Genomic DNA, 16,753 nt, shown 5'->3' on the forward strand with positions numbered 1-16,753 from the left:
TGTCGAACAGCTGTGCTGCCACGCTCTTTCCGATCGGTCAGGCGGCGGTGGGCGCGGTGCGCCGGGGTGGCGATGTGGCGGGCCAGGGCGTCCGGGGCGTCCGCCGGATCGAGCTTCCGCTGTTCGGATGTTAGGAGGGGACCCCTGCTATACCGGAGGCGTTAACAGGGGGCCCTTCCTTACACCCGGGCGGTTAGCTCTGCACGATGCGGACGTCGTCGACGGCGGCCTCGACCAGGCTGGCGGTGCTGGCGTCGGCGGCGTCGATCACGATTCGGACGGTCTGTCCGCGCAGGGCCGAGATGTCCGCGCTGCCGGTCTGCCAGGACGCCGCCCGGTTGGTGGCCGCGCCGGTCGCGCTGAGCGCGGTGACCGTGCTGGTGCCGATGACGCGTACCCGTAGGTAGTCGGCGCTGCTGGAGTTGTTCAGGTGGGCCAGGTACCAGGAGAACGAGAGCGTCAGCGTGCCGGTGGACGGCAGCGTGATCGTCGGGGACTGGACGGTGCTGACGCCGCCGTCGAGGTCGTGGTCTCCGGCGCTGCTGCCCGCGAGCGGGCCGGTGACCAGGTCGAAGCTGCCGCTGACGGTGGTGCCGAGCTGGGTGGCGACACCGGAGCTACTGGTGGCGGCGGGGTCCGCGCGCTCCCACCGGCCGGCGGTGGCGGTGTCCGTACCGGCCGGGTTGACGGTCCAGCCGGTGGCGGTCTCGAAGGTGTCGCTGTAGACCGTGGTGCCGGGCGGTGGGGTCGCCACCTGGGCCAGCGTCCAGACGGTGTACGCGATGGCGTCGGCGTTACGGTCCAGCGCGGTGTCGTTGATGTTGGTGAGCGTGTCGCAGGCCCGGTGGTAGCAGGGGTCGAACGCCTGCCCGGCGGTGCCGCCCCAGAGTGACGCCTGGGCGCTGGACTTGGTGCCCTCGGCGCCGGTGAAGGTGCCGCCGGCCGGGATGCCCACGCTGATGAACGGGCCGTAGTCGCTGCGTCCGTCGAAGTCGGTGCCCCGGGTCGGTACGCCGATCGAGGTGAAGTACGCCTGGATGGTCTGCTCGATCTGGGCCGAGCCGGCCGGGCCGGGGCCGGAGCCCACCCCGTCGGAGTTGTCCCCGTCGTAGACGAAGTAGCCGGCGTTGGGTGAGCCGACCATGTCGAAGTTCAGGTACTGCTTGATCCGGCTGCGCTCGGCGGTGGGCAGGTTGTTGACGTAGTACTGCGAGCCACGCAGCCCCAACTCCTCCGCGCCCCACCAGGCGAACCGCAGGTGCCGGTCGGGCGTGAACCCGGTCCGGGCGACGGCGAGCGCCACCTCGAGGATCGCCGCCGAGCCCGAGCCGTTGTCGTTGATGCCGGGCCCTGCGGTGGTGCTGTCCAGGTGCGCCCCGGTCATCACGACCGCGTTCGGGTCACCGCCGGGCCAGTCGGCGATCAGGTTGTAGCCGGTGGCGCCGTTGTAGGTGAACGACTGGACGGCGGTGGTGTAACCGACCGCGTCGAGCTGAGCCCGGACGTAGTTGACCGAGGCGAGGTAGCCGGGTCGGCCGTGTGCCCGGTTGCCACCGTTGGCGGTCGCGATCGACTGGAACTGGTTGAGGTGTCCCTTGACGTTCGTCAGGGAGATGTCGGGCGCGGCGACGGCGGCGGTGATCGGCGCGGCGACGGCCACGGGCGCGCCCGCGAGGGCCGACGCGGCGACCGTCGCGGTGGCGACGACCGCGGCGAGCCCGACGGCACGGAGGGTGCGGGGTCTCATGGATCCTCCCGGTTCGGGGGCGAGCACCGGCCGACCGTGGGTGCACGGGTGGCCGGAGGACGGCCACTTGATCGATGCCCGTCATTGCGAGAGGTTGCTGGGCGCCGCCCCGGCGGGCAAGACGCAAGGTGCCGGATTGATCGCTACGTCCGAAATCCGGCTCACCGGTCGGCGAGATCGTCGGCCTCCAGCAGCTGCCGGTCCAGCCGTCCGCTGCGGTACGCCGCCCGGCCGATCATCTGCGCGGCGACCGGCGCGGTGGCCAACTGGAAGACCCCGACCAACGCGATCATCCCCAGGTCGGAGACGGTCCGCAGCCGCAGTCCCACCCCCAGCAGCAGGAGCAGGACGCCGAGCACCTGCGGTTTGGTGGCCGCGTGCATCCGGGTCGGCGCGTCCGGGAAGCGCACCACCCCGATCGCGGCGGCCAGGCTCAGCAGCGCGCCAGCGATCAGGCTGGTCGCGCCCAGCCAGTCGGCGACGGCACCGGGTGTCACCCCGTCCAGCCAGTCGGCGACGGCACCCGACGTCACCCCGTCGAACCAGGCCGCGGCCGACAACCCGGTCGGCCAGCTCACGGCCGACAACCCGGTCGAGCAGGCGGCCGTCACGGCTTCTCCCGGACGGCGAAGCGGACCATCGACACCGAACCGACGAAGCCGAGCAGGCCGAGCGCCACCAGCACCGGCAGCGTGGTGGCGTGCCGGTTGATCGCGGCCTCCGCGCCGACCGCACCGATCATGGTGGCCAGCAGCATGTCGGCGGCGATCACCCGGTCCAGCAGCGACGGTCCCCGATAGAGCCGGGCGAGGGCGAGCAGCGCGGTCACCGACAGCAGACCGGCGAGTACGACGATGAGCACGGTGTTCACGGGGACTCCTTGTCGGCCGGGTCGGCGCGTAGGCGGCGGACCTCTGCCGTCGACCCCACCGCCTCGATGATCCGCTGTTCCACGGCGCGTACCTGCTCGCGCGCGTCGGCGAGGTCGCTGCGTCGGCGTACGTCCAGCACGTGCACGTAGAGCGTCGCGCTGGCCCGTTCCACGTCCACGATCAACGTGCCCGGCACCAGCGAGAGCGCCTCGGCGGTGAGGGCCAGGTTGAGGTCGGTGCGGACCCGTAGCCGGACCGCCACGATGGCCGAGCGGGGCACGTACCCGGGCTGCACCGCGATCCGGGCGACGTGCAGGCTGGCCCGGACCAGTTCGACGACGAAACGGCCCCCGAACACCAGCAGACCCCGGGGCCGGAGCCGCCCGGCGAAGGTCACCGGCGGGAGCGGGAAGAACACCAGCACCGCCACGCCGACCAGAATCCCGCCCAGCAGGTTGCCCCAGGTGAACTCGCCCCAGAGCAGGTTCCAGACCAGCACCAGCCAGCCGACCGCGATGGCCTGGTCCCGCCACCGGCCCGCCCGGCCGCGTACGTCCCGACCCGGTCCGTCGGACGGGCCGCCGTCGAAGTCGGTCCCGGTCACGGCGGGCCGTCCGGGAGCACGGCGTGGATGTAGGGGGTCCGGTCGCGCAGGTCGACGGCGGCACCGGTGGTGACGTCGAACAGCGGGCCCGCCACCACGGTCAGGGACACTCCGAGGGCCACCAGGGCGATGGTGGCGCCGACCGTCAGCGCGGGCAGCGGGGCGGTCGACTCGACGGTCTGGCAGGGCGTACGCCAGAAGGCCAGGTTCCACACCCGACTGGCCACGTACAGGGTGAGCAGGCTGGTCAGCGTGCCCACCGCCACCAGCGTCCAGGGCAGGGCGCCGCCGACGGCCACGCCGGCCTGGAGCAGCCCGAGCTTGCCGAGGAACCCGGAGAACGGCGGAATACCGGCGAGGTTCATCGCCGAGACGAAGAAGAGCACGGCGAGCAGGGGCGTCAGCCGGGCCAGTCCGCCGAGCCGACGCAGGTCGGTGCTGCCGGTGCGTTGTTCGATCAGGCCGGCGACCAGGAACAGCGTGGTCTGGATGGTGATGTGGTGGACCACGTAGAAGATGGCCCCGACCAGCCCGGCGACGGTGCTGAGCCCCACGCCGAAGATCATGTAGCCGATGTGGCTGACCAGCGTGAACGAGAACAGTCGCTTCAGGTCCGACTGGGCCACCGCGCCGAGGATGCCGACCAGCATCGTCAGCCCGGCCACCACCATCAGCACCCGGTCGGCCTGCTCGCCGGGGAAGAGCAGGGTCTGGGTCCGGATGATCGCGTACACGCCGACCTTGGTGAGCAGGCCCGCGAAGACGGCGGTGACCGGGGCCGGGGCGGTCGGGTAGCTGTCCGGCAGCCAGGCCGACAGCGGAAAGACCGCCGCCTTGATGCCGAAGGCCAGCAGCAGCATCAGTTGCAGGCTGAGCCGTACCCCCTCGGGCAGCCCGTCGAAGCGGGCCGCCAGGTGGGCCAGGTTGAGCGTGCCGGTGGCCGCGTACACCAGGCCGACCGAGATCAGGAAGATCATCGAGGCCAGGACGTTGACCACCACGTACGTCGAGCCGGTGCGGATGCGCAGCCGGGTGCCGTTGAGCGTGATCAGGACGAAGCTGGCGGCGAGCAGCATCTCGAACCCGACGAAGAGGTTGAACAGGTCCCCGGCGAGGAAGGCGTTCGTCACGCCGGCGGTCAGCACCAGATAGGTCGGGTGGAAGATGGCCAGCGGCGCGGACTCGCCGGTCTCCGCCTGGCCCTGGCCGATCGAGTAGAGCAGCACGCACAGGGTCACCGCCGAGGAGACCACCAGCATCAGGGCGGCCAACTGGTCGGCGACCAGCACGATGCCCACCGGTGCCGGCCAGGCGCCGATCTGCACCACCAGCGGTCCGTGCCGGTAGGCGTGCAGCAGTAGCAGTACCGCCACCACCAGCGTGGCGGCCAGGCAGAACACGCTGACGATGCGCTGCGGGACCGGCCACTTCGCCAGCAGCAGGGTCAGTGCCGCGCCCAGCAACGGCAGCAGCACCGGCAACGGCACGAGGGCGGTCATCGGTGCCCCCGACGCGGGCGGTTCGACGCGTACCGGCTCATCCCGGGCCCCCCTCGCGGCGGCGCTGCCACGGCGCGGGCGCGTCGACCTGCTCGGGGTCGGCCTCCGGCGGCTCCCCGCCGAGGTCCGCGGTGGAGACCTCCCGACGCGCCGCCCGGCGCACGATCTGCTGGTCCTCCAGGTCGTCGGGCACCTCGTCGTCACCGGTCAGATACCAGCTCCGGTAGCTGATGGCGAGCAGGAAGGCGGTGAACCCGAAGGTGATGACGATGGCGGTGAGCACCATGGCCTGGGGCAGCGCGTCGCTCATCCGATCCGGCTCGGTGACCCCGGCGACCGGAGCCCGCCCGGACCGGCCACCGAAGATGATCAGCAGGTTGACGCCGTTGCCGATCAGGATGATGCCGAGCAGGATCCGGCTCAGACTGCGCTCCAGCAGCAGCGTCACCCCGCAGCCGACCAGCACTCCGATCGCCACGAACGAGACCAGGTTCGCCCCGGCGCTCATCGGGTGCCGCCCCGACGCTCGACGGCGAGCCCGCCCTCGGGCCCACCGGCCGCCTCGATGTGCCGGTCCACCTCGGCGCCGAGACTGCGCAGCACGTCCAGCGCCAACCCGATCACCACCAGATAGACGCCGACGTCGAAGAAGAGCGAGGTGATCAGATAGAAGTCGCCGATCACCGGCAGCCAGAGGTCGATCCGCGCGCTCTGCAGCACGGCACCGCCGGCCAGCAGGGAGGTCACCGCGCCGCCGACCGCCAGGCCCAGCCCGGCGCCGAGCACGGTGCCGGCGGAGACCGGCGCGGCCTCGGCCAACTCGTACCGGCCGCCCGCGAGGTAGCGCATGGTCAGCGCCAGGCTGGCCACCAGGCCACCGGCGAAGCCGCCGCCGGGCGCGTTGTGGCCGGAGAACAGCAGATAGAAGGAGAAGAGTACGGCGGTGTGGAAGATCAGCCGGGTGACCACCTCCAGCACGATCGAGCGGTTGCGTTCGATCAGCGTGGCGCCGCCGCGCAGCCACACCGGCCGCCCGGCCAGGCTCTCCCCCCGGTCGGCGTCGAGGCGGCGGGGCCGGGGGCCGGTGCGAGACTGCTGGAAGACCAGGCTGGCCACCCCGGTCGCCGCGGCCACCAGCACGGCCAGCTCGCCCAACGTGTCCCAGGCCCGGATGTCGACGAGCGTCACGTTGACCACGTTGCGGCCGTACCCCTGCTCGACGGCGAGCCGGGGGAAGTCCTCGGAGATGGTGCGGGTGTGCCGGGCCGCCGTGGCGGTCAGCGCGAGCCCGGCCACGGTGAGGCCGACCAGGAGCCCGATGGACCGGCGGATCCAGCGGCTGCGACGCAACGGGCGCACCGAGAAGCGCTCCGGCAGGCGACGCAGCACCAGGACGAAGACCGCGATGGTCACGGTCTCCACCAGGAACTGGGTGAGCGCCAGGTCGGGCGCGCCGTGCAGCACGAAGAACATCGCGGTGCCGTAGCCGGTCACCCCGACCAGCAGCATCGCGGTGAGCCGGCGGCGGGCCCCGACGGCGAGCAGCGCCGCCATCGCGATCACCAGCAGCACCACCGGTTGCGCGGGCGAGCCCCACAGCTTCAGGGACTGTTCCCACGGCCGGATCACCAGCAGCACTCCGCCCGGCACGGCGGACAGCACGATCAGGATGAGACCGAGGTACTGCGGCAGCGAACCCCGCTGGGTGACGCTGGTGACGTCCACGGCGGTCCGGTCGAAGCGGTGGATGAGCCACTCGTAGCCCTGCTGACCGGTGGCCGGGGACCGCAGCCGCGCCAGCACCGGGGACAGTGGACCGCGCAGCAGGAACAGCACCGCGCCCCCGGTGAGCGTCAGCGCGGAGAGGCCGAGCGCAAGGTTGACGCCGGGCCAGAGCGTCAGGTGCGCGTGGACCGGTCCGAGCAGTCGCGCGTACGGGCGGATCAGGTGGTCGAGCGCGCCGGCCGCCGGCCCGGCGACGAGCCCCGCCCCGGCGAGCACGGCCGGTGGCCACAGCATCGCCGCCGGGATCCGGTCCACCTCGGTCGGGGCCAGCCCGGGACGGGTGCCGAACGCGCCCCAGAGGAACCGGATGCTGTAGGCGACCGTGAGGACGGTGCCGACCACCAGGACGGCCAGCGCCACCGGCCGGTCGGTGAAGGAGGCGAAGATCGCCTCCTTGGCGACGAAGCCGAACAGCGGCGGCACCCCGGCCATGGAGGCGGCAGCGAGTCCGGCCACCACCGCCAGGAACGGGGTACGCCGGCCCAGGCCGGACAGCTTGCGCAGGTCACGGGTGTGCGCGCCGTGGTCGATGATGCCGACGACGAGGAACAGCGCCGCCTTGAACAGGGCGTGTGCCACCAGCATCGCCACGCCGGCCAACGCGGCGTCCGGGGTGCCCAGCCCGACCGCCACCGCCACCAGGCCGAGTTGGCTGAGCGTGCCGTACGCCAGCAGCAGTTTCAGGTCGTTCTGCCGCAGCGCGGCCCAGCCGCCCATCACCATCGTGGCCAGCCCGGCGACCAGCACCACCGGACGCCACGGACCCACCTGCGCGAGCAGTGGGGCGAGCAGGCCGAGCAGGTAGACGCCGGCCTTCACCATCGCCGCCGCGTGCAGGTACGCGCTGACCGGCGTCGGCGCCGCCATCGCCACCGGCAGCCACGAGGTGAACGGCAGCAGGGCCGACTTGGACAGCGCCCCGAGCAGGATCAGCACCACCGCGACGACCAGGTACGCCCCGTCGGGCAGCGGGTGTTGCGACAGTTCCGACAGGCGGTAGGTGCCGGCGTGGTGCCCGAGCATGATGAACCCGACCAGCATGGCCAAGCCGCCGAACGTGGTCACACTCAACGCCTGGGCGGCGGCCCAGCGGGCGGAACGCCGCTCGGCGCTGTGCCCGATCAGCAGGTACGAGAAGACCGTGGTGAGTTCCCAGCAGACGTAGAGCAGCAGCAGGTCGTCGGCGAAGACCAGGCCGAGCATGGCCCCGGCGAAGCCGACCATCACCCCGGCGAACTGGGCCGTACCGACGGCCGGCGGCGGGAAGTACCGCGCGCTGTAGACCAGCACCAACGCGCCGACGCCGCCGATCAGCAGCGTCATCACCCAGGACAGGGTGGTCGTGCGGAAGGCCAGGTCGAGACCGAGCTTCGGGATCCACGGGTACGTCTCGACCACCGCACCGCCGTCGACCACGTCGGGGGTGCGGTACACCGCCCAGCCGAACGCGGCGGCCGGTGCCAGCGCGAGCGGGTAGCAGGCGTCCGCACCCCACCGACGGACCAGCAGCGGTGCCGCCAGCGCCGCCACGAAGTGCAGGATCAGCAGTACGAGCACGCGCGCTCCCGGTCGAGGTGGCAGCGGCGCCCGTTCCGCGTGCACGGCGCCTACCTGCGATCAGACGACATCTCCGGGGCGCGATAGACAGTTTTGCCGAAAAAAGCCCATATTCACCTTTGTCCGGTGCGACCAGGGAGATCGACCCGGCAGGACATCCTCGGGCGCCGGGGCTTCGCCCAACCCCCCTTGGCCCCCTTTGCTCTGCTTCAACCCACGCAACAGTCACTCTTCGTGGCGATCATCGGGGTCGACATCGGCACTCGCAGCCAGAGCAGTGCAGCTCAGAACGCATTGCGTGGGTTGAAGCAGAGCAAAGGACGATCAGAGGCACCTGGAGGCGGCACGCGAAGGTCACGAAGAGTGGTCAGCCGGGTCGACCAAGAGGTCGACCGGGAGATTCGACGACGGTCGGGCGAGGCGGGACTGCGCCGGCACCGCAGGCGGGCCGGGTCACCCGCCTTGCCCGGCGCGGGTCTCGACCGTCAGGTCCGGCCGACCGAGTTGCCGTGCCGCCTTGTTGACCAGTCGCTGTGCGGCGGCGAGCGAGCGCACGGAGAGTAGCCGCCCTCGACTCTCCCGGCGGAGCACGAAATAGTGCACGGCGACCCGCACCCGCGCCCGGTCGGCGGCGCTGGCCTGGGCCGTCGAGGCGATCAGCTCTCGCAGGCAGACGGCGAGACGCTCGGCGAGCTCCAGATCGGGGCCGTGCAGGCCGGTGCGCAGAGTGGCGACATGACTGTCGACCTTGCGAATCAGGACGTCGGTGCCGGACGCTGGACTCCGCTCCTCGACGTCCATCCGACCTCCTCGCCGTGCACTACACCGCGAGTGAAGTTACTTTATGTTGCAGGACGCAAGCAAGCAGTTAAGTAAGACTTAACGGATTCTACGGTCATGACGCCTGCAACGCCTTAAACAGACATACTCTCCGCCGGCGTACCCCGAGGATGTCGGTCCCCGGAGGCAGGATGGGGTCGTGGCGGATTCCAGCGGCAGGTCGACAGGGGTGCTCTCCCGCTTCGGTCCGGCGACCCGGGAGTGGTTCGGGGCGGCCTTCGCCGCGCCCACGGCGGCGCAGTCCGGTGCCTGGACGGCGGTCGCGGCCGGGCGGCACGCCCTGGTGGTGGCACCGACCGGGTCCGGCAAGACCCTCGCCGCCTTCCTCTGGTCGCTCGACCGGCTGGCCCGCGAGCCGGCCCCGGACGACCCCCGACACCGGTGCCGGGTGCTCTACGTCAGCCCGCTCAAGGCGCTCGCGGTCGACGTCGAACGGAACCTGCGCGCCCCCCTGGCCGGCATCCGGCAGGCCGCCACCCGGCTCGCGCTCCCTCCGCCGGAGATCACCGTCGGCATGCGGACCGGCGACACCCCGGCCGACGAGCGGCGGGCCTTCGCCCGGACTCCCCCGGACATCCTGATCACCACCCCGGAGTCGCTGTTCCTGCTGCTCACCTCCGCCGCGCGGGACGCACTGCGGGGCGTCGAGACGGTGATCGTCGACGAGGTGCACGCGGTCGCCGGCACCAAACGCGGTGCCCACCTCGCGCTCTCCCTGGAGCGTCTCGACGAGCTGCTGCCCACCCCGGCGCAGCGGATCGGGCTCTCCGCCACGGTCCGACCGGTCGACGAGTGCGCCCGTTTCCTCGGCGGTGCCCGCCCGGTCGACGTGGTGGCCCCGGCCAGCGCCAAGACGATCGAGGTGAGCGTCCAGGTCCCGGTGGAGGACATGACCCGCCTCGACGAGCAGGAGCAGCCGGAGGACGACCTCGGCCGCCCCCGGTCGGCGTCGATCTGGCCCGCCGTCGAGGAACGCGTCTACTCGCTGATCCGAGCTCACCGCTCGACCATCGTCTTCACCAACTCCCGGCGCAGCGCCGAGCGGCTCTGCGCCCGCCTCAACGAGCTCGCCGTCGAGGAGAGCAGCGAGGAGACCACGGACGGGGCGATCCCGCCGACCGGGCGTCCGGTGCGGACACCGGCGGAGATGATGGCCCAGGCCGGGGCGGTGGCCGGTGTCCCACCGGTGATCGCCCGCGCGCACCACGGCAGCGTCTCCCGCGAGGAGCGACGGCACATCGAGGAGTCGCTCAAGGCCGGTCAGCTTCCGGCCGTGGTCGCCACCTCCAGCCTCGAACTCGGCATCGACATGGGCGCGGTCGACTTGGTGGTGCAGATCGAGGCGCCGCCCAGCGTGGCCGCCGGCCTGCAACGCGTCGGCCGGGCCGGGCACCAGGTCGGCGCGGTGTCCCGTGGCGTGGTGCTGCCCAAGCACCGGGGTGACCTGCTCTCCTGTGCCGTGGTCGCCGAGCGGATGGGCGACGCCGCGATCGAGGAGCTGCACCATCCCCGCAACCCGCTCGACGTGCTCGCCCAGCAGATCGTGGCGATGGTCGCGCTGGACGAGTGGCCGGTGGCCGACCTGGCGACGGTGGTCCGCCGGGCGGCGCCCTTCGCCGAGCTGCCCGACTCCGCGCTGCACGCCGTGCTCGACATGCTCTCCGGCCGGTACCCGTCGACCGCCTTCGCCGAGCTGCGTCCCCGCCTGGTCTGGGACCGCGCCACCGACCTGCTGACCGGCCGGCCGGGCGCCCAACGGCTCGCGGTGACCAGCGGCGGCACCATCCCCGACCGGGGGCTGTTCGGCGTCTTCCTGGCCGGCGCCGAACGCGCCGCCCGGGTCGGCGAGCTGGACGAGGAGATGGTCTACGAGTCCCGGGTGGGCGACGTCTTCCTGCTGGGTTCGTCGTCCTGGCGGATCGAGGAGATCACGCCGGACCGGGTGCTGGTCTCCCCCGCACCCGGCCAGGCAGCGAAGATGCCGTTCTGGAAGGGCGACCAACCGGGCCGTCCGGTCGAGCTGGGCCGGGCCATCGGCGCCCGGGTACGCGGCCTGCTGCGCCAGGGCGACGAGGAGGCGACCGCCGCGCTGCGCGCCACCGGCCTGGACGACTGGGCCGCCGGCAACCTGATGGCCTACCTGCGTGAGCAGCAGGCCGCCACCCGGGCCCTGCCCGACGACCGGACGGTGGTGGTCGAACGGTTCCGCGACGAGTTGGGCGACTGGCGACTGGCGGTGCACAGCGTGCTCGGCGCGCGGGTCAACGCGCCGTGGGCACTGGCCGTCGGGCGACGGCTGTCCGAGCGGTACGGCGTGGACGCCCAGGTGCTGCCCGCCGACGACGGCATCGTGGTGCGCCTGCCGGACACCGCCGACACTCCGCCGGGCGCCGACGTGGTGGCCTTCGACCCCGAGGAGATCGTCCAGCTCGTGGAGGAGTCGGTCGGCACCTCGGCGCTGTTCGCGGCCCGGTTCCGGGAGTGCGCCGCGCGGTCGCTGCTGCTGCCCCGCCGCGACCCGCGTCGCCGACAGCCGCTCTGGCAGCAGCGGCAACGCGCCGCCCAGCTGCTCGATGTCGCCCGCGAGTACGCCGACTTCCCGGTCACCCTGGAGGCCGCCCGGGAATGCCTCCAGGACGTCTTCGACCTGCCCGCGCTGACCCAGGTGATGCGGGACCTGGCCGGTCGCCGGGTGCGGCTCGTCGAGGTGGAGACCCCGCGTCCGTCGCCGTTCGCCCGCTCGCTGCTCTTCGGGTACGTGGGCGCCTTCCTCTACGAGGGCGACTCGCCGCTGGCGGAGCGCCGGGCGGCGGCGCTGGCGCTGGATTCGGCCCTGCTCGGGGAGCTGCTCGGTCGGGTCGACCTGCGCGAGCTGCTCGACGCCGAGGTGCTCGCCGAGACCGAACGGCAGTTGCGCTGGCTCACCCCGCAGCGCCGTCCCCGCGACGCCGAGGACGTGGTCGAGTTGCTGCGCCAGGTCGGCGACCTGAGCGACGACGAGCTGACCGAACGCGGTGTGCCGGTGGACTGGCTGACCGAGCTGGCCGCCGCCCGGCGGGTGCTGCGGGTCCGGATCGCCGGACAGGACCGCTGGGTCGGCGTGGAGGACGCCGGCCGACTCCGGGACGCGTTGGGCGTGGCCCTGCCGGTGGGCGTCGCCGAGGCGTACCTCGAACCGGTCGCCGATCCGCTCGGTGACCTGGTCGCCCGCTACGCCCGTACGCACGCGCCGTTCGCGGCGAGCACCTGCGCGGCCCGGTTCGGGCTGGGCGTCTTCGTGGTGGAGCAGGCGTTGCGTCGGCTGGGGGCCACCGGCCGGGTGGTCTCCGGCGAGTTCACCCCGGAGTCGGTCGGCACCCAGTGGTGCGACGCCGAGGTGCTGCGCATGTTGCGCCGCCGTTCGCTCGCCGCGCTCCGCCGCGAGATCGAGCCGGTGCCGCCCCGGGCGCTGGCCACCTTCCTGCCCCGCTGGCAGCAGGTCGGCTCGTCGGCGCGGGGCGTCGAGGCGGTGGCCGCCGCCGTGGAGCAGTTGCAGGGCGTCTCGGTGCCCGCCTCGGCCCTGGAACGGCTGGTGCTGCCGGCCCGGGTGGCCGACTACTCCCCCGCCCAACTCGACGAGCTGTGCGCCAGTGGCGAGGTGCTGTGGGCCGGCGCGGGTGCGATCTCCGGCGGCGACGGCTGGGTCGGCCTGGCGTACGCGGACGCCGCCGCGCTGCTGCTGCCGCCGACGGACGACACGCTGGCGCGTACGCCCCTGCACGATGCGGTGTTGGACGCGCTCGGTGACGGACAGGCGATGTTCTTCCGTCCGCTGGCCGACCGGGTCGGGTCCACCGACGACACCGCGCTGACAGCGGTGATCTGGGAACTGGTCTGGTCCGGTCATCTCACCAACGACACGCTGGCACCGCTGCGGGCGCTGCTCGGCGGCGGTGGCGCGCACCGGTCCCGACCGACCGCCGCGCGGGGCCGCTACCGGCGGCCGGGGCGGGTGGCCCTGCCGGCCCGGGGCGGCCCGCCGACGGTGGCGGGGCGCTGGTCCCGGCTGCCGGAGCGGGACCCCGACCCGACCCGTCGGGCCGCCGCCCTGGCCGACGTGCTGCTGGAGCGGCACGGTGTGGTGACCCGGGGCGCGGTCGTCGCCGAGCAGGTGCCGGGCGGGTTCGCGGCGGTGTATCCGGTGCTGGCGGCGATGGAGGAACGCGGCGCGGCCCGACGGGGATACTTCGTCGACGGGCTGGGCGCCGCGCAGTTCGCGGTGCCCGGCGCGGTGGACCGGATCCGGGCCCTGGCGGAGCCGCTCGACGGCGGGCGGGCGAGCCGGGGTGCCCCGGCGGTGGTGCTGGCCGCGACCGACCCGGCCAACCCGTACGGCGCGGCGCTGCCCTGGCCGGAACGGGTGGTCGACTCCGGTGACGCGTCGACACCGGCGCCCACCGGGCACCGCGCCGGGCGCAAGGCCGGTGCCCTGGTCGTGGTGGTCGCCGGTGACCTGGTGCTCTACGTCGAGCGTGGCGGCCGGACGATCCTCAGCTTCACCGACGACGCCGACGCGTTGGCCGCCGCCGGCAAGGCGCTGGCCGACGCGGTCCACTCCGGTGCGCTCGGCCCGATGTCGGTGGAACGCGCCGACGGTGAGGCCGTCCGCTCGTCGCCGCTGCGGGACGCCCTCACCGCCGCCGGATTCCGCACCACCCCACGCGGCCTGCGGCTCCGCGCCTGACTCAGTCGAGCGCGGTCAGCGCCTTCTCGTAGGCGGGGCGGTCGGCGCGGGGCGTCTTGGCCTCCAGGTAGTTGAGCACGACGGTGCCGGAGCGGAACGAGGCACCGGCCCACACCTCGGCCATGTCGGTGGCGCTGACCTCGTCGGGAAAGACGTAGACGGCCACCCCGTCGGTGACCACGATCTCCGAGCAGCCCAGGCCGAGCCCGTCCGGCCCACAGTCGACGGAGCGGTCCTTGGACTTGCCCGCCTTGAGCCCGGCGCTCCGGAACGCGGCGACGACCTCCCGCGCGCTGGGCTCGCCGGCCTTACGAGGCGGCAGTTCCACCGGGGGCGGGCTGGGCGGACGGCGTTCGGTGCTGCCGGTGACGGTCGGCTCGGCGGTGGACGGCGCGCTCGACGGGGCGTCCGACGGGGCCGGCGCGGTGGCCGGCGCGCCGGCCGTGGGCGGCGCGCTCGTCGGGTCGGCGGCGGACGGCTGTTCCTTCTCCCCACCACCGCAGGCGGTGAGGGCGGCGGTGACCGCGACGAGGACGAGGGCTGGCAAGATCCGGTGGCTCACTCCGAGCAGTCTGCCGGGCGGGCGGCGCGCTGTGCAGTGGCCGGTCGGTCAGGCGGCCTGTCACCTATCCGGCACCCGCACCGGACCGTACGATGCGGTGCCGTGACCAGCAGCGTGGACCGCGTCGTCTCGTTCACCACCGACTACGGCCTGACCGACGGATTCGTGGCGGCCTGCCACGGGGTGGTCGCACGGCTCGCCCCGACGGTGCGGGTGATCGACGTGACGCATCTGGTGCCGCCGGGCGATGTCCGGCGGGGCGCGACGGTGCTCGCCCAGACGGTGCCGTACCTGCCTGGCGGCGGGGTGCACCTGGCGGTGGTCGACCCCGGGGTGGGGACGGCCCGGCGGGGCGTCGCGCTGGCCACGCCCGGGGGCCTGCTGGTGGGGCCGGACAACGGCCTGTTGTGCGACGCCGCCGACGCGCTGGGCGGGGTGCGCGCCGCCGTGGAGCTGACCGATCCGGCGTGGCTGGCCGCGCGGGTCTCCGCCACGTTCCATGGCCGGGACGTGTTCGCGCCGGTGGCGGCCCGGCTGGCCACGGGAGCGCCGATGGCGCAGGCCGGTCCGGCGGTCGATCCGGGAACGCTGGTACGCCTGCCGGAGCCGGTGGTCGAGTCGACGTCGGACGGTTTCGTCGCCGAGGTGCTGAGCGTGGACCATTTCGGCAACGTGCAGGTGGCCGCGTCGGCCGACCTGCTCGCTCCGCTGCCGGGCCGGTTGCACGTACGCCCGCAGGACACCGAGTCGGCGCAAGTGGCGGTGCACGGGCGGACGTTCGGTGACGCGCCCGTCGGTGGGCTGGTGGCGCACGCCGACTCGGCCGGACTGGTGGCGCTGTCGGTCAACGGTGGACGCGCGGTGGACCTGCTCGGGGTGGTACCGGGTACGCTGCTGCGCGTGTGGGCGGGCCCCGCCGACGAGGTGCCCCGCGCCACACGCCCGTAACGTCTACTGTGGAAAGCTGTTCCGGTGAACGATCGCTGGGTTCCCGCCGCCTGCCCCTGCTGCGCGTACCGGACCGGCGGCGGCACCTGTCCGGTCTGTTTCTGGACCGACGACGGTCAGGCCGACGCCGACGCGGACGTGGTCCGTGGCGGCCCGAACGGGGACCTGAGCCTGTCGCACGCCCGGCTGAACTTCGCCGTCTACGGCGCCTGCCACCCTCGCTACCAGGACGCGGTCCGGGCTCCTCGGCCGGACGAGCTGCCCTAAACCCAGGCCGGGCCGGCGTGGGAGGACACCGGCCCGGCTCCGCGCGCGGAGTTCAGCAGCGCGGCACCGTGGGGCCCCAGACCGCCGAGACGTACGCGTGGCTGACGAACTGCCCGCTGGCGAGACGGTTCCATCGGTTGGTGGTGCGGTACGGCCCGGCCACCGTCTGCCCGGTCACGTAGCACTCGACCGGCACGTGGGCGTAGCGGGCGGCCAGTCCCCGGCTGGCGTAGTTGGTGCCGGCTCCGGCCCGCACGTTCAGCGGCCCGTCGCCGATCACGGCGCGGCTGCCGGTGCCGGTCCACAGGTAGGCCACGTCGACCCAGGCGTTGGTGGTCAGTTGCAACCCGTCCCAGAAGGTGCCGTCGGCGAGGTCGATCCCGGCGGGGTTCAGCACCGTACGGCCGAACTGGTCCCGCCCGCCGTTGTAGCCGTTCTGGTAGGCGGCCTGTGCCTGCGGACGCCCCTGCGGCAGGTCCTTCCAGTTCTCCCGGACGGCGCTGGGGTTCCAGTAGTCGTCCCGGGTGTTCCACGGTCCGACGTCCCAGACCGGCGCGTACGTGCACCGGCTGCCGCTGGTGGTGCAGACCCGGACGGTGTAGTCGCCGCTGTTGCGCGGGGAGAGACTCCGCCGCGACGGCAGCGCCACGAAGTGGTCGCGGGGCGCGACCGTGTGCCCGTTGGCCGTCACCTCGCCGACCAGTCCGATCCGGGTGGTGAAGACGCGGTAGATCCGGCCGGGCGTGGCGGCGGTGACGGCCACCCCGCCGGTGTCGGCGGTGATCCGGACGGCGCGGACCTCGGCGGTGGCGCCGGCCGGACCGCCGGTGATCACCACCCGGGTCTGCACCCGGGCGACGGGCCGGTCGAAGACCGCCGCCGGGACGGCGTCGCGCCATTCGGTCCAGCCGGTGTCGTGCCAGCCGCGTACCTGGGCGCTCGCGGTGGCACCGGACCGGGCGGTGGCGGTGACCTCGGCCCGGAACCGGGTGGCCGGGCGGGTCAGGGTACGCGGCGCGGTCACCAGCATCCCCTCGGCGACGGCGCTGCGGCGGGCCGGTACGCCGGGTGGCCGCGCGTCGGCCAACCGCAGTCCGGACCGGGTGTGCCGGACGTTGACGTCGTCGGCGTCGACGGTGGACAGGCTGGCGTGCCACGTGTCGGCACGGGCGGCCGAGGCGGGAGCGGGGGGAGCCAGGGTGACGGCCAGGACAGCGGCCAGGACAGCGGCCGGGACGGCAGCCGGCGCGGTCGCCGGCCGTGATAGACGAATGCGATTCATTCGTTTTCCTCCTCAGATCTCCCCGATAATGCTCATATAAGGAGATCGAACCGAAGTGCCATACAAA

The 16,753-nt window shown here is 73.2% G+C and carries 13 protein-coding genes; 3 read left to right on the top strand and 10 right to left on the bottom strand.

The features are described 5' to 3' along the window. Positions 1 to 193 precede the first annotated feature (193 nt). From ACIBO1_RS13370 to ACIBO1_RS13405, 8 genes are all read right to left on the bottom strand, one after another. Positions 194 to 1,747: a M28 family metallopeptidase gene (locus ACIBO1_RS13370; protein ID WP_396745187.1), complete on the bottom strand. Its 1,554-nt coding sequence runs from the start codon at positions 1,745 to 1,747 to the stop codon at positions 194 to 196. A 161-nt stretch (positions 1,748 to 1,908) separates the two neighbouring features. Next, positions 1,909 to 2,244, bottom strand: a complete 336-nt coding sequence (gene mnhG, locus ACIBO1_RS13375; protein WP_350694091.1) for a monovalent cation/H(+) antiporter subunit G — start codon at positions 2,242 to 2,244, stop codon at positions 1,909 to 1,911. 110 nt (positions 2,245 to 2,354) lie between these two features. Beyond that, entirely contained in the window at positions 2,355 to 2,618 is a 264-nt protein-coding gene (locus ACIBO1_RS13380; protein WP_131053511.1) for a monovalent cation/H+ antiporter complex subunit F, read from the bottom strand. Then, the gene (locus ACIBO1_RS13385) at positions 2,615 to 3,223 is read right to left on the bottom strand and encodes a Na+/H+ antiporter subunit E (protein WP_396745190.1); all 609 of its coding nucleotides are present in this window, start codon (positions 3,221 to 3,223) and stop codon (positions 2,615 to 2,617) included. The genes ACIBO1_RS13380 and ACIBO1_RS13385 overlap by 4 nt, the downstream gene beginning before the upstream one ends. Next, the gene (locus ACIBO1_RS13390; RefSeq protein WP_350693827.1) at positions 3,220 to 4,722 is read right to left on the bottom strand and encodes a Na+/H+ antiporter subunit D; all 1,503 of its coding nucleotides are present in this window, start codon (positions 4,720 to 4,722) and stop codon (positions 3,220 to 3,222) included. Before ACIBO1_RS13390 ends, ACIBO1_RS13385 begins: the two co-directional genes overlap by 4 nt. Before the next feature lie 37 nt (positions 4,723 to 4,759). Next, complete coding sequence (locus tag ACIBO1_RS13395) at positions 4,760 to 5,230, bottom strand: Na(+)/H(+) antiporter subunit C (RefSeq protein WP_396745194.1); 471 nt, start codon at positions 5,228 to 5,230, stop codon at positions 4,760 to 4,762. Continuing rightward, positions 5,227 to 8,064, bottom strand: a complete 2,838-nt coding sequence (locus tag ACIBO1_RS13400) for a Na+/H+ antiporter subunit A (RefSeq protein WP_396745197.1) — start codon at positions 8,062 to 8,064, stop codon at positions 5,227 to 5,229. The genes ACIBO1_RS13395 and ACIBO1_RS13400 overlap by 4 nt, the downstream gene beginning before the upstream one ends. A 453-nt stretch (positions 8,065 to 8,517) precedes the next feature. Next, on the bottom strand, positions 8,518 to 8,865 hold the full coding sequence (locus ACIBO1_RS13405) for a hypothetical protein (protein WP_396745200.1): 348 nt from the start codon (positions 8,863 to 8,865) through the stop codon (positions 8,518 to 8,520). 178 nt (positions 8,866 to 9,043) lie between these two features. Between ACIBO1_RS13405 and ACIBO1_RS13410 the strand changes: the two genes are divergently transcribed. Then, positions 9,044 to 13,627, top strand: coding sequence for an ATP-dependent helicase (locus tag ACIBO1_RS13410; protein WP_396745203.1), 4,584 nt, complete (start codon positions 9,044 to 9,046; stop codon positions 13,625 to 13,627). A gap of 1 nt (position 13,628) precedes the next feature. Here ACIBO1_RS13410 and ACIBO1_RS13415 read toward each other — a convergent pair whose 3' ends face one another. Further along, positions 13,629 to 14,189, bottom strand: coding sequence for a hypothetical protein (locus ACIBO1_RS13415; protein ID WP_396745206.1), 561 nt, complete (start codon positions 14,187 to 14,189; stop codon positions 13,629 to 13,631). Between the two features lie 114 nt (positions 14,190 to 14,303). Between ACIBO1_RS13415 and ACIBO1_RS13420 the strand changes: the two genes are divergently transcribed. Together ACIBO1_RS13420 and ACIBO1_RS13425 are read left to right on the top strand one after the other, a co-directional pair. Then, positions 14,304 to 15,137, top strand: coding sequence for an S-adenosyl-l-methionine hydroxide adenosyltransferase family protein (locus tag ACIBO1_RS13420; RefSeq protein WP_396745446.1), 834 nt, complete (start codon positions 14,304 to 14,306; stop codon positions 15,135 to 15,137). A 24-nt stretch (positions 15,138 to 15,161) separates the two neighbouring features. Next, entirely contained in the window at positions 15,162 to 15,404 is a 243-nt protein-coding gene (locus tag ACIBO1_RS13425; protein WP_350693818.1) for a CPCC family cysteine-rich protein, read from the top strand. A 52-nt stretch (positions 15,405 to 15,456) separates the two neighbouring features. On the opposite strand, the gene ACIBO1_RS13430 is transcribed toward ACIBO1_RS13425, so the two are convergent. Then, the gene (locus ACIBO1_RS13430; RefSeq protein WP_396745209.1) at positions 15,457 to 16,686 is read right to left on the bottom strand and encodes a hypothetical protein; all 1,230 of its coding nucleotides are present in this window, start codon (positions 16,684 to 16,686) and stop codon (positions 15,457 to 15,459) included. Positions 16,687 to 16,753: the final 67 nt, after the last annotated feature.

The sequence above is a fragment of the Micromonospora sp. NPDC049903 genome, assembly GCF_044460945.1.
In the GTDB taxonomy this organism is placed as follows: Bacteria; Actinomycetota; Actinomycetes; order Mycobacteriales; family Micromonosporaceae; genus Micromonospora.